The sequence below is a fragment of the Paenibacillus chondroitinus NBRC 15376 genome, from assembly GCF_004000765.1.
Classification (GTDB): domain Bacteria; phylum Bacillota; class Bacilli; order Paenibacillales; family NBRC-103111; genus Paenibacillus_E; species Paenibacillus_E chondroitinus.
In genome coordinates, this window is the sequence record NZ_BILW01000013.1 from 59,642 (window position 1) to 73,917 (window position 14,276).

At 45.7% G+C, this 14,276-nt stretch carries 11 protein-coding genes; all 11 read right to left on the minus strand.

From position 1 onward, the window contains the following. Nucleotides 1–13: 13 nt before the first annotated feature. On the minus strand, nt 14–1,579 hold the full coding sequence (locus PCH02S_RS16275) for a response regulator (RefSeq protein WP_127454818.1): 1,566 nt from the start codon (nt 1,577–1,579) through the stop codon (nt 14–16). 11 nt (nt 1,580–1,590) lie between these two features. After that, entirely contained in the window at nt 1,591–3,414 is a 1,824-nt protein-coding gene (locus PCH02S_RS16280; protein WP_127454820.1) for a sensor histidine kinase, read from the minus strand. Between the two features lie 18 nt (nt 3,415–3,432). Beyond that, nucleotides 3,433–4,251 carry a carbohydrate ABC transporter permease gene (locus PCH02S_RS16285; RefSeq protein ID WP_246069115.1) on the minus strand — a complete coding sequence of 273 codons (819 nt, stop codon included), beginning with the start codon at nt 4,249–4,251 and terminating at the stop codon, nt 3,433–3,435. Nucleotides 4,252–4,262: 11 nt separating this feature from the next. After that, entirely contained in the window at nt 4,263–5,183 is a 921-nt protein-coding gene (locus PCH02S_RS16290; protein WP_127454821.1) for a carbohydrate ABC transporter permease, read from the minus strand. Nucleotides 5,184–5,281: 98 nt separating this feature from the next. Next, nucleotides 5,282–6,595, minus strand: coding sequence for an ABC transporter substrate-binding protein (locus PCH02S_RS16295; protein WP_127454823.1), 1,314 nt, complete (start codon nt 6,593–6,595; stop codon nt 5,282–5,284). A 555-nt stretch (nt 6,596–7,150) separates the two neighbouring features. Then, nucleotides 7,151–8,395, minus strand: a complete 1,245-nt coding sequence (locus PCH02S_RS16300) for an MFS transporter (protein WP_127454824.1) — start codon at nt 8,393–8,395, stop codon at nt 7,151–7,153. Between the two features lie 116 nt (nt 8,396–8,511). Next, on the minus strand, nt 8,512–9,363 hold the full coding sequence (locus PCH02S_RS16305; protein WP_127454826.1) for an aldo/keto reductase: 852 nt from the start codon (nt 9,361–9,363) through the stop codon (nt 8,512–8,514). 72 nt (nt 9,364–9,435) lie between these two features. Continuing rightward, nucleotides 9,436–10,962: an extracellular solute-binding protein gene (locus PCH02S_RS16310; RefSeq protein WP_164819587.1), complete on the minus strand. Its 1,527-nt coding sequence runs from the start codon at nt 10,960–10,962 to the stop codon at nt 9,436–9,438. Between the two features lie 53 nt (nt 10,963–11,015). Further along, nucleotides 11,016–12,158: an enolase C-terminal domain-like protein gene (locus PCH02S_RS16315; protein WP_127454829.1), complete on the minus strand. Its 1,143-nt coding sequence runs from the start codon at nt 12,156–12,158 to the stop codon at nt 11,016–11,018. A gap of 66 nt (nt 12,159–12,224) precedes the next feature. Then, nucleotides 12,225–13,106 (minus strand): carbohydrate ABC transporter permease, encoded by an 882-nt coding sequence (locus tag PCH02S_RS16320; protein ID WP_127454831.1) that lies wholly within the window; start codon nt 13,104–13,106, stop codon nt 12,225–12,227. Nucleotides 13,107–13,131: 25 nt separating this feature from the next. Beyond that, nucleotides 13,132–14,091 (minus strand): ABC transporter permease, encoded by a 960-nt coding sequence (locus tag PCH02S_RS16325; RefSeq protein WP_127454833.1) that lies wholly within the window; start codon nt 14,089–14,091, stop codon nt 13,132–13,134. Nucleotides 14,092–14,276 lie beyond the last annotated feature (185 nt).

Genomic DNA, 14,276 nt, shown 5'->3' on the forward strand with positions numbered 1-14,276 from the left:
TGACATCTCACCTCTATCTCTTAGCGCGAGTTCTATACTCCGATGGAGAAACACCGACATTTTTTTTAAACACTTTGGAAAAATATTTCGGATCGGCAATACCTACCAGATGACCGATATCTGCCGTCTTCAGCTCCCCTGTGAGTAAAGATTTCGCCTTTTCAATGCGAATGCGTGTCAAATATTCCAGGAAGCTTTCGCCCATCTCCTTTTTAAACAAATTGGCAAAATAGTTTTTGCTCAAATGGACAATATTCGAGATCGATTGAAGCGAAATTTCCTGCTGATAATACTGCTGAATATACTGCGTGGCTTTGATGATGCTGTTTCGGTCACTGTTATATATCTGAATCATATGCTGAAGCAGCTCTTGATAAGCTCCCATAAACCAGGTTTTGCTCTGATCTAGTGTTTCCAGTTTGGATAACTCGTCAAAATATTGCTTTTTCAATTGCATGATACTCATCTGATCGCTGGATACATCGGACCATAACGTCGTCAGCATAATCAAAAGCTCCAGAGAAATAATTTGCACAATGTCATAATCCTTGCGGGCATCCAACTGCTCGAATAGCTCTTCCAAATAGGTCTGTAATTCCTTGGTTTGAAAAGCATACACCATCGAATGAATATGGTTTGTGCTTATTTTTATCGGCTCTCCTGCTGGGTTCATTCCCGGCACATAATCGGTGCCATAGGCGATCACTTTGCCGCTGCCGACGAACATTTTAAACTTAACAGCCGCTCTTGCTTGCTCGTACGCGGTATGCAGCTCGGTTAATTCTTGAAATTCTCCGCTAATTCCAGCGGTGAAACACAGGCCATAAGTGGCATCAAGCCGAGTTAGACATGCCTCCGCTGCCTCACGGGCAGCCTTTTGGCCCTGCCGATGGGGCATGCCGGTCAACAGCAGCACATTCATTTCCCCTTGCCGATCGGGGAACACCTCATAAGCAAGCTCCCGGGCTTGCAGCTCGCTATCTAATACCTTACGCAGAGCAGATTGTTCCTCCGCGACATTCACATTCGTCGCATCCTTACCCATGTGAAGCAAATAAAAGGGAGCGTATCCTGTATTTCCAAAGTTGCTCTGGAGACTGCTGATATCTCGCTGAGCCCCCTCGACAAGCTCCTGTAGAAGCTTCTCCTTCCACAACGGCTCCACGGCTGGTTCTTCATGGATCGCTCCGGTTGGTGAAGTGATTTCTATGGCTTCCTTGACCTTCAGCAAAGCTTGCTCAAAATCTCGTGGCATCATATCCGATTTAATTAAGTACTCCGAAACGCCGTTGCGAATCGCTTCCTTGGCATACCCGAAGTCCTCGATATTGCTGAGGATCAGAATTTTCATGTGAGGGTTTATTTTACGCACCTCTGAAATGAGGGCAATTCCGTCCATGAGCGGCATTTTAATATCGGTAATCAGGATGTCCGGCATTTCCTTGCTCATGAGTTCTAATGCTTCTTGGCCGTTAGAAGCCTCTCCCATAACGATTAAGCCAAGTTTTTCCCAATCGATCATCGAACGAATGCCAAACCTAACGATATATTCATCTTCTACAATAATGACTCGAAACATGTTATTTCCTCCTACTCGATCATGGGAAGCCAAATCCCGATGCTCGTTCCTTCATCCAAGGTACTCTGAATATCTAAACCGTACGGCTTTCCGCAAATCAGCATGATTCGCTCGTCAACATTGGCCAAACCGATACCACCCATTTTATCAGCGGATGCTTCTTGAAACGGTGTCTGCAAACTCTTCACGAGACCCGGGTCCATCCCTCTTCCGTTATCTGCCACTAGGAAACGGATGCCCCCATCCGGATGCAGCGAGCAGCGGATATGTATTTCTCCTCCGGACTCACGATCGGTGAACGCATGGAGAATCGCATTTTCCACAATCGGCTGTAAAATAAGCTTAGGTGTCTTCAGATTGCGGACCTCTTCGTCAATTTGGAAATACGTTTGAATGTCGAAATTGAACCTGAATTTCTGAATCCCCAGATAACATTGGACATGCTCGATTTCTTCTTCGACCGTGACTGTTTCTTCTCCCTTGCCGAGTGAAATTCGCAGGAGCCGCGAAAGCAAGCTGACCATCTCGGCGGCATTGTTCGCCTTCTGCAGAAGTGCCGTCCATTTAATTATGTCTAGTGTATTGTACAAAAAGTGAGGATTAATCTGCGCCTGCAGCGCTTTCAACTCCGCTGCGCGCTTATGGCTTTGCTCCTCATAGACCGCTTTAAGCAGCTCGTCAAGCCGGGTCACCATGTAATTGAAATTTTCGCCCCATATATCAAATTCGTCATTACGCCGCTTGGCCTTGAAGCGCACGGTCAAATCACCCGACATCACCTGACGCATCAAACGGATCATTTTCAGAATCGGTTTCGAAATCGAATTAGCCAGAAACATCGCCGTCACTATCGAAAAGCCGATACAAATCAGCGCAATCACAATGATGATTTGCAGCATGCGGTTAGAGTCTTTGTACAAGGCAGACTCCGAAATGACATTTACGACCATCCAGTCGTTGGTATGCAGCTTTTTGTAATTCACGATCCATTTCTGCCCAGCATGCTTAAGTGGAAAACCATTGGTTTCGTCGGAAGACTGCAGCAATTGGTTTGAGCCCTGTTCCCCCAGTACTTCCCGAACATTTTTCCCTAAAAATTGATTGTCGGGATAGGAAATAATTCGACCGCTGCCATCAATAATGAAACTTTGAAGATCGGAGGAGTTCTTCGTCACTTTACTGACGATTTCCTTGAGTACATCTTCGCGAATATCAAGCACGGCGATGATGCCAACAGGGCTGTCGTCAGAGGTTTTATAAATCTGCTTAGCCAATGAGAACACGTGGACGCTCTGTGAATTCAAACTGTCGACATACGTCCCGAAACGGGTCGGGAACCATCGGAAGTTGCTGCCATCCTCAAGAGTCTTGAGAAAAGGAGTTACGATGCCTGCGGAACGGTCGCTCCAGCGGTAAATGCCTTTTATGTAGTGCGTTTGCGTTAGAAAGGAGATCGATTGAAAATCTTGATTAATCGCTATAATGGTCGATAGCTTCGTTGTTAAGGATAAGCTGTCCAAATCATACTGTCCGTTGTCAACCCGATCGAGCGTACGCAGCATGGAAACGATTTCATTATTGTTTACGACTTGCATCATCATGTCTTTATAGATGCCAAGCCGTGTATCGATATTATCGGCCGTTTGCTTGAGCAGCTGCTCGGAATATTCGGTGACCTTATTGTTGATGGTTGATTTCGAGATGGAATAAGAAATAAATCCCATTGCAACCAGAGGCGTCAATGAGAACAGAAATAAAAGCAGCATCCATTTATAACGTATGCTGCTTGTCCATATGAGTATCCTTTTGTTGTTCTTTTCAGGTCGTTTCGCCATGATGGAAATCCCTTCTATCTATCCTTTAACCCCTGACATCGCCACGCCTTGAACAATGTGTCTTTGCAACAGAATAAACACCACGATGGTTGGGATTGCTGCAATTGAGCTTGCCGCCATAATCATATTCAGGGACATTATATTATTCGACAAAAACGTTGGAAGTCCTGCCGAAAGAATCATGTTCTCTTGCGAGGTAATGGATAGGTAAGGCCATAAGAAGTTGTTCCAGGACAGGATGAAATAAAAAATGCCGACGGACACCATCGCCGATTTCGTAAGCGGCAAACAGATGCGCAGCCACAAGTTGATACTCCTGCAGCCGTCAATCTGCGCTGCTTCAATATAATCTTTAGGGACACCGTCCATAAACTGCTTCAGCAGCAGAATCCCGAGGGGATTCGTCAAGCCAGGAAGAATAATCGCCCAGATATTATCGATTAGTTTCAAGTGCAGCGTTGTCTCATATAGCGGGATCAGGATCGCTTCCGTCGGGATGAGCAATCCTGAAACGATCAGCAGATAGAACAAGCCTTTGGATTTAAAAGGTAATTTGGAAAAAGAGAAAGCTGCCAGCGAGCTGAAAAACAAGGAAACCACGGTGGTTATTACACCAATCACCGCTGAATTCCAGGTCCATCTCAGGATCTGGGAATCCTTCATCACTTTGTCATAATTAGCGAAGGTCAAATCAGACCATTTTATCCAATCGCTTAATGTATAGACATTGACGCCATTCGGCTTTAATGACACCAGAAGCATCCATATGAGGGGAAAAATAAACAACAGGGCAAGAACGACGGCGACGACATTCAGCGTAATTCGTTTTATTGGCATTGGGACCTCCGTTAGTCTTGACGATCTGTCAGTTTAAATTGAATCAGGGCAATGAGCAGCATCATGAGACAAAAAACAATGGACTGAGCGGAAGCAAGACCGAACATATCCTTTTTAAACCCTGTCACATAAATGTATCTGATCATCGTATTCGTCGAATCGCCCGGACCGCCGCCTGTCATGATTTGAACTTGCCCGAACAGTTTCAGACACGCAATAACCTGATAAAACACCTGTATTTTCATGACTCTAGACAAACCCGGGAGCGTAATATGCCAAAATTGCTTCCAAGCGCTAGCGCCATCTATTTTCGCAGCTTCATAATGATCCGTGGGAATTTCTTGTAATCCGGCTAGAAACAAGACCATGACGAACCCAACCGTCCACCAATTGGTCGTTATCGTAATCGCCCACCACGCAAAATTTTTATCCGTTAACCAGTGAATTTCTCCAGGGATGCCAATAAGCTTTAAAAAAGCATGGATCGGTCCGTACTTGGAGTCGAACATACGCAGCCAGATAAAACTGATAACAGAAACAGAAAGCACATACGGTAAGAAAAAAATAGAACGAATCGTTGTTCGGAATACAATTTTTTGATTGATTAGCAGCGCCAATACCAGTCCAAGTACAATAACCGCTGGCGTACAAATCAAAACGAAGTAAACCGAGTGCCACATATACAAATAAAAGTCTGAATCGGTGAAAATTTTCTTGTAATTCGCGAAACCAACAAACTTTTGCATACCTTGAATGTTCCACACATGCAAGCTCATCCAAGCCCCCCGACATACCGGCCAGAGGTAGAAAATCGTAAAGGGAATGAGGAACGGTATCAGGTACAAAATCGCTTTCCAGTCATTAAGAAAAGGCCAAACGTAGGTTTTTCGAAGGACAACCGTCCCCTCGTTCTCTCTCACTTTAGTCTCCATAGGGTATACTCCTTCAATCTTTGCTCTCTGTACTCCAATCAAAAAAACCGGGTGAAGCCGCCTTGCTTGATGCAGCCTCACCGGTTGGCATACACAGGCTAGTTGGATAAAATGTCGTTAATCTGCTTATCCAACGTTTTCAGCCCGTCTTCAGGGGATTGCTTGCCGAAAATAATGTTTTGAAGCGATTCCGAAACTGTCGTGATGATCGTCGTGTATTTATCGGTTTTCGGTGCGAATTTCACCGTTTTTTGTGCTTCGATGAAGTAATTGCGGTAAGGCAGCTTTTTGTATTCATCGCTTGTAGTTACAGCGCTGTTCGCCGGCACGTGGCCTGCTTGCCCCCAAGTTTTGCCGCCAACTTCCGAGAAGTACTTCATGAATTTAGCTGCTGCTTCTTGTTTCTCAGGTGCTACGTAGCTTGGAATGACGAGCAAATGAGAGCTTCCCCAATGCGTTTGGCTTCCGAAAATGGCCGGGAGCGGCATGGCGCCGATGTTTGGCGACTTTTCGCCGAGCAGTAGACCCGCTTCCCACACGCCGCCGAACCAGAAGGCCGCTTTGCCGTTGTGGAACGAATCCCAAGGGGTTTTATCATTGAGATCTGTATATTTGTTGTTATAAAGGTCCATGTAGAATTTCAAAACATTGAGCGCTTTATCATTATTAATGGCCGCTTTGTTCGCTTCCGCATTCAACAAGTCGCCGCCCGCTTCATAATACAGGTTCAAGAAAGGCTCTTGGAAATACGGCGTATTTACGGCAAGCGCTTGCACGTCCGGCACTTTCGCATGAATTTGTGCGAGTGTCTTCTTGAAGCCCTCCGGTGATAGATCGCCGAGCTTCGGCGTGCCATCATCGTTCAGCAGTTCCGCTTTTTTCAGCAAATCTTTATTGTAATAGAACATATGAAAATGCGTGTCTAACGGAACTGCGTAGGGCTTGCCATCGTAGGAGACGCTTTTCATATTCGAGTCGGATATTTGTTTTAAATCAAAGCCGACCTTGCTGGCCAACTGATCCACCGGCACAATTTGCTTCGCTTTCACAAACGGTGAAATGCGGTCCACGTGCGCGACGGCGACGTCCGGTCCTTTAGAGGAAGATAGCGCTGTGCTAAGCTTCGCGTAATATTCATTGGACTCAAGGCGGAGCTGTTTCACGGTGACTTCTTTCTGGGATTCGTTGTAACCTTTGATAATTTGGTCAACGAAATCGCCCTCTCCACCGCCGAACATATTCCAAAATGTGATTTCGACCGGGCTTGCCGGTTTGCCCGCAGCTGCTTTCTCTGTGGCGGCTGCTGTCGATGCCGCGTTGGTGGCAGCGCTTTCTTTTGTGCTCGAGCAACCGGAGATGACTAAGGTAAGTGCTACACTTGCCATCAGCAAACTGGTTAATTTCTTTTTCATCGTACGTACAACCCTCTCTCTGATTGATGGATGATTTGCGAAAGCATTTTCACTTGGCTACCTTGGTTAATACTTTACAGGGTTAACGCCCCGGTCTAAACCGATAAAAGGATGATCATTGGGGAACAAATTTAAGGTTGTAAGCGCATGCAGATGAAATGTAGTAGACGATCTTACGGTGGGTGTTCAAATGTACGATATGGATTCGACCTGATGCATCGTTTGCCACCTATCACCAATCACTCACCGAGTTATGACTGCAGCAATATCCTATGTTGTAATTTATGCAACCATTTGACTTTAATTGGGAGTCCGATCGCCTGTATATTGTACTTAGTACAACCATTCATGCGCTAAACCGCTTATATCTCGCCTTTTCGCAGCAAATGGTTATATATTGTGCAGCGAAAGACCGGATTCACGGTCAGAACACGCCGTTATGTTGTATAAAATGCAGCATAAGCCTTCTTGTGCTCATTCCTCCAGTTACTCCGCCAACGAACATCAAAAAAAGATGACCCCTATACAACTAGGGATCATCTTTAGTTACTAACCTCACGTCTGCCCTTGCAGTCTCTGAGCCAGCTTGCCCTGCACGAACCAAGCATACACCGCAAACCCCGTCAGCAGCGCTACGGCTGTTAACAAAAATGGCAAAGCGTAATGATTGCCGGCCAAAATGTACCCCGCCCAATACGACGCAATCGTATTGCCGATACTTCGTGAAACCGTCCTCATCCCTGCAAAAACATTACGGTCTTCTTCGGCAACGGCGGACATGCATTCACTGTCCATCATGTTGTTCAGCATCGTAAAGCCAGTGCCTCGAATCATCAGCAGTACGGCGAAGACGGAGCTGGGCATAGTAAGCGCCATCAGTCCTACTACTACGATGTTATACAGAAACAGGAATACGAAGGCATTGCGGCTGCCCATGCGCTCCAGTAGGTACGGAACGAGAAGTGAACCGATAAAAAAGAACACACCGGAGAGAGCTAGCAGCCCAGAGATGCTGCTGTCCTCCATCCCAAATCTAAACTTCAATATGACGTTGAGGAACGGACTCAACAGTCCAAAGGTAAAGCCAGAATTAAAGATAAGCAATGCAAGCAGGAACATAAGCGAATAGGCATGCGCTTTCTTGTGTTTGACTGAAGACGGAGCTGCGGAAGTCTCTGACTTCTCGGTTGCAACGAATCGGTCGTTGGCAGACGGAAGCAGCAAGCCCCTTAGAATACCGGATAGCCCCAAACAGCCGCCAGCCACGAAAAAGGCGTATTGGTACAGCGTGCTGTGCCCTGGCAGCCACAACGGGAGATAGCCTCCCAACCATGTGCCAATGCCGGTGCATAAGGTAAAGATCGCAAACAGCAGCGAGTAAGCGCTGGTCTCTTCTTTTTTCGTGCGGCAATATTGAAAAATCAGTTGGATTTCCGAATTCACGATGGCGCTAATACTAAGGGACCAAGTGAGCTGTGCGGTAGTAATCATGCCGACACTGGTGCCGAATCCAAAGATGATCAACGCTAAAAAAGCCAGCAGCATACCGATAACAAGCATCGTTTTACGGCCTATGTATTTAACGACGATCCCTGCCGGGAGACTGGTTAGCCCCACGGTCAGCGCTCCCAGCGAGGTGATGCGCCCGACGTCCTCTTTGGAGAAGCCGAGGTCCAGCAGATGTAAGTTTAAAATCAAGTTGAAAATACCGGCGCCGATGCCAAATAAGCTTTCAGTGGCAATAAATCGTTTGACGCCAGGGGATAAATCACGGAATAAACCGACTGTGTACGACCACATAGCTGCTCCCTTCCTCTTGCTGTATGAACCTATCTTACATGTCAGGGGCGCAGGGTTCAACTTGAATCATAAAAACCGGAACATAACGAAGTCCCAGCCCTCTTTTACCCAATCCATCAATAGTAAGTAAACATTTGCTCAATATCCACCCTTCCCGAAAGATTGTCACAAATAGCCACATTTTTCCGGACTTCCTCGGCATTTCGCATACCGATCAGGGCGACATCGACATGAGGATTAGAAAGCGCAAACTGGATTAATGCCTCGGTATAATCAAAATGGTTTTCCGGATGCACCATCGCCATCCAACGTTGAAAAACGCCCGAAGTAAACGCCCTCATAACCGCAATACCCAGGCCTGCTTTCTCCGCTTCAAGTATACTGCCAAAGGGTCTATTCGGATCATAGGGATGCTGCATCAAGATATTGTAACAAATCTGCATGATATCAAATTGCCCGCATTGGATGAAATCATAAACAGCTTTGTTCGAATCTTCACTCGTAAAGCCAATAAAACGAACCAAGCCCTCCGCTTTGAATTGCAGCAGTTGCTCCAATATCCCGCCGTGCAAAACTTGTTGCACATCTTGATCCTTGTAACTGGTACCGTGAAGCTGAAAAAAGTCCAATCGGTCGGTCTGCAGGCGCTGCAAACTCTGTTCAAGGGATCGCCTCAGATCATCGGGAGGACATATTTTCGCTTTGCTTGCCAAAAAAATAGCATTGCGGCTGCCCTTCAAAGCGTATCCAAGCAGCTCTTCGCTTTTACCGTTTCCGTATCCCGGTGCCGTATCGAAATAATTAATGCCTGCTTCAAGTGCGGCGTCAATGGCTGCGATAATGTGGTTATTGTTCTCCGGCAAATCGGGATTGTACTCCCGCAAATAATTCCTTAATCCCGCTGGAGCTCCGCCAAAGCCGATCCGACTTACCATTACGTCCGTTTTCCCGAAAGGTACATATTCCATGTTTTTTACACTCCTTATTCATTAGTTAAAAAACAAAGAGGCAAGGATAACCCTCACCTCAAGCAAGTAATTCTAATTTTGAGCTAGACGTTTTTTGTACTCGGCATTAAACTCTTCCGTAATTTTTTGGTAGTTCGGATCTTTTTTCAACGAGTCAATATATTTATCCCAATCTTCCATTGCAATTTTCCCGATGATGACTTGCGTTTTCATGTCGGCGATTTTTTTCTTGTAGTCGGCACCCAACTTAATATCCGTATCCGATACAAGACCAATTGCCGGATTACCAACGGAAACCTTCGCTCTTTCTTCCGTGATTTTCATGTTTCGCTGATAAACCTCTTTGGGCATGCCAGCCGCATATTGCCACAAATCAACGACTGGCGTACTGAACATTTTGCCCCATGTTGCTGTTCCTACGCTGTCTGCCACCGCTTTATCATTCGATACTTTTAAACCATCCGTAAGCGTATAATGAACATCTTTAATCCCATACAAGGTCAAATCCAGCCCTTCGCCACCGGAACCGTAATTCACAAAGTTTAAAATAGCTTTCATTTTTTGTTCTGGAACCGATTTCGGTATAGCCAGTACACCATTCATCCCTGTACCTTGGGGCACATAAGGCTTGCCTCCCGCTTTGGGAGCTAAAGAGACCATCGGCGTCCATTCGACCTTCGGATCTTTTTTCCATTGGTCCATTGTGTATCTGAACAGCGCCTCTGGCGTCTCATTCGTAATTCCCGCTCTACCGCTTGTAGCGAGCTCCCAATATTGGTTTTCTTTCAAAACCGGGAAGTCCTGCGGAATTAATCCTTCTTGGTACAGCTTGCGCTGGTAGAGCAGCGATTCTCTCATTTCCGGTTCAAGATACATGTTAACCAGCTTACCGTCTACAGCTTTCCACATGCCAACTGTCCCCAGGAATACTTCGTCAATGGTTGCCGATCCCCGCATCGTAAAACCGATTGTATCCTTTTTGCCATCAGGCGCATTATCCTTAAACGCTTTCATTACCGTATAAAGCTCATCCATATTGGTCGGCATCTTCAGGCCAAGCTTATCCAGCCAATCTTTACGAATGTCGAAAAATCCGCCGCCATCCAAAGGCCGTCCTGCAGGAATGGCATAACTTTTGCCATCAATTTTGGTATTGCTCCACGTTTTCGGATTAATGGACACCAGGTTCGGATAATCTTTGATATACGGCGTCAAATCCCAGAATGCTCCCTGCTTGACCATTTGCCGGAATAAAGCGGTCGTGATATCCGGGATTTTGATCAAATCTGCAATATCGCCTGCAGCCAGTGCCACATTGACGCGGTCCGCGTAATCACTCCCCGGAATCCATTGCACCGTCAGCTTCGTATTCGTTCTTTTCTCAAATTCTTTCAGAACCGGATTATCAGCACCCGGCGGCTGAGTGATCGTAAAGTCGGTCATGATTTTAATTTCGGTAGGCTTCGCTGGCGCTTTGGTCTCTTCCTTTGTTGTAGTCGTCCCTCCATCTTTCGCCGGAGCCGAAGAAGGTGCAGAGGAACAGGCGACTGTAAGGGATAAGGATACAACTAACGTAGATAACACGAGAAGTTTTTTCATATTTAACTCATCTCCCATAAATGTAGTTGATAGACCGGTACACCTTGCCGGAATTACACCGTCCAGCCATGTTCACTCACTTGGCTTTGATAATAAGCATCGTCAATGTGCAAGCCAAAGCCGGGAGTCGAAGGAACGGTGATTTTACCATCCTTGATGCTATAACCGGAAGTGTCGATACCTGGAATCTGCGCCTCATCCCATTCAACAAACATAAATCCTTCAATGGCTGGATATACCTGAGCGGAAGCGAAGTTACCATAGAAACCACCGTAATTGTGCGGTGCTGCTTTTACTCCGCTTTTAGCCAATCTTTTCGCTAATTTCAACCAGTTCACAATGCCATAGTCCTTCAAATCGTATTGAATCGCGTCGATCAGGCCTTGCTCCGCCCAATCCACAATGGGATCGGCCGCTAACCCTTCGCCGTCTGTGATCAGCACGCTCAATTTCTCCTCGCGCAGCCACTCCTTCAGATTGCGGTAGAGCCTGTCATCCTCGTGAAAAGCTTCCTCTATCCACAACAGGTTGGATTGTGCCGTTTCTTTCAACACATGTTTGGTTAAGTTCAAATTGTACCCATTGTTCGCGTCAATGGAAATGTTACATTGTGGACCGACCACATCCCTAATTCCGTTCACAACAGCAATATCTCTTTGGGTGCCTTCCATTAAATCCATATGCATGGCGCCACGGCCTACTTTAATTTTGAAACCGCGGAAACCTTCGTTATAGCCTTGCATGGCTTCTTCCTGGAGCAGTGCGACCGCGTCCCGCTCTGAACTCAGGTGCAAATCATCAAAGTACAAGGATGTATCATAGCAAGGAACCGTTAGTGGGGATGTCCACTCTTTTTGGCTTAATAGTTTATACACAGGCACTTCTCTTACCTTTGCCAGCCAATCAAATAACGGGAATTGAATGCTTTGAAACCGGTCTTTAATCCATTGTTCTTCACAGAAAATTTCGCTGACTGTGGCTCCGATCATGGCTTCAGCAGCTTCCCGAGAAACGCGAGACCAGCTGTAACCCGTGATGCCCCCAATCGTAATTCGCACCAGCGGAAAACTTACTTCCTTTCCATGTACACCCAGCCTTGCATTGCAGCCAGCCAATCTTCTGCGTTCACCCTTCATCATCACTTGCTCGATTTTCTCAATCTTCCAATTTTTATCCAAGTCAGAAAAGTTGTTCATGCTACTCAAATCTCCTTTATGGTTATATTTATTGGTTTAACAAGCCTGCCGGAATAATCATTATGATTATCCTTTCACAGAGCCTAACATAACACCTTTGGTAAAATGCTTTTGCAAAAACGGGTAGACCATCAAAATAGGAAGCGTAGACACGACAACTGCGGCCATCTTGATCGTTTGCGTAGGCAGCTGCTTATCCGAAGCCATCTCTACCGCGAGTGCTCCGCCGACCGAAGTATCGGAATCAATGAGCATGTTGCGCAGGACAATTTGTAAAGGCACCTTTGTAAAATCATTGATATACAACACGGCACTAAAAAACGTATTCCAGTAGGCCACGGCATAAAACAACCCGAATGCGGCCAGCGATGCGACAGAAAGCGGTAAAATAATTCGGAAAAAGATGCTTAGGTCATTACAGCCATCAATCATTGCAGCTTCTTCCAACTCGACAGGAATGCTGTCAAAGAAGCTTTTCATCAAGATCACGTACCAGCCGCTGGTCAAAACAGGGACAATCAACGCCCACACACTGTTTATGAGCCCCAAATCGCGGACTAATAAATACACAGGGATAATGCCCGGATTAAAAAGGATCGTAACCATCACCATGATCATCATGACTTTTCTTCCGCGCAGTCTTTTACGGGATAGTCCGAATGAGAAGGCTGCTGTTATCATGAGGCTTAACAGAGTTCCCACTGTTGCCAGAAAGGCACTGACCCCAGTTGCACGAATGAAAGCAGAAGTGGAAAGCAAATATTCATAAGCGCCAACACTCCATTTGCTCGGGAACAGGACAAAGCCGTATTTCTCTATGTATTCACTAGGTTCCGTAAAGGAAACAACGAATACGTAATACAAGGGAAATAACGTAATAATGCCAATGACAACAAGCAGCAGAACAATCGCCATCCCAAATATTCGGTCTCCAAAGCTTTCTCTCATTGCCTTCCCTCCTCGGAATTTTCGTTTAATACACACCTTCTTCACCGAAGCGTTTGGCCAGCCAGTTAGCCCCGATAACAAGCACAAGTCCAATCACGGATTTAAACAAACCGGCCGCCGTTGTATAGCTGAACTGTCCTTGTTGAATCCCATTGCGATAGACATAGGTTTCGAAAACGTCGGCAACGTTTGCAACTGCGCCATTACTCATCAAAAACACCTGTTCAAAACCAACATCCATAATTTGCCCCAAACGCAAAATTAAAAGGATAATGATGACGTTACGGATACCCGGTAAAGTAATATGCCACATTTGTCGGATCCGGCTGGCGCCATCGATCTTCGCCGCTTCATAAAGCTGCGTGTCAATGCCTGTCATCGCTGCGAGGAAAATAATCGTTCCCCAGCCTGTGTCTTTCCAAATGTTTTGACCGGTAAGCAGCCCCCAGAAATAATTTTCATTCGTCAAAAAATCAATTTTCGGAAAACCCGCATGTTCGAGCAGCATATTCACAATCCCATTGGATTGCGAAAGCAATAAAAAGGTAATTCCTGCGATAATGACCCACGAAAGAAAATGCGGTAAATAAACAATGGATTGAATCACGCGTTTAAAATATTTGTTGGTTACCTCATTCATGCAAAGCGACAACAAGATAGGAAGTGGAAAGAAAAAAACCAGACTCAACAAGCTAATCATCATGGTATTACGAAACAATAGAAAGAAGCTGGGATTTGTAAAAAAGCGAACAAAATTTTCAAAGCCTACCCAAGTGCTTTTAAATACGCCCATATAGGGGGAATAATCCTGAAAGGCGATGACCAGCCCCCACATCGGGTAATATTTGAAAACAAGAAAATACAGGATGCCTGGAAGAACCAGCAGGTATAAATACTTGTCACGTTTGAATTCGGACCATAGTGAAGTTCTTGCCTTTCTTTGAATAAGTTGCCGGTGATTCGCCTTCGTCACTTGGATGCCCATGTACCAATCCTCCCTTACAATGCTTGTGATCAGCTGATGGCCTAAATGTAAAGCACTAGCCTACATACCGCAATAATAATAAATTTTTACTATGTCTCGAAAAATTTCCGGTTATCGTCTTTTTTTGAAATGAACAAAAAAAGCCCCTCAAACATGAAGAAGGGCCGCTTTGAGATGGATATTTA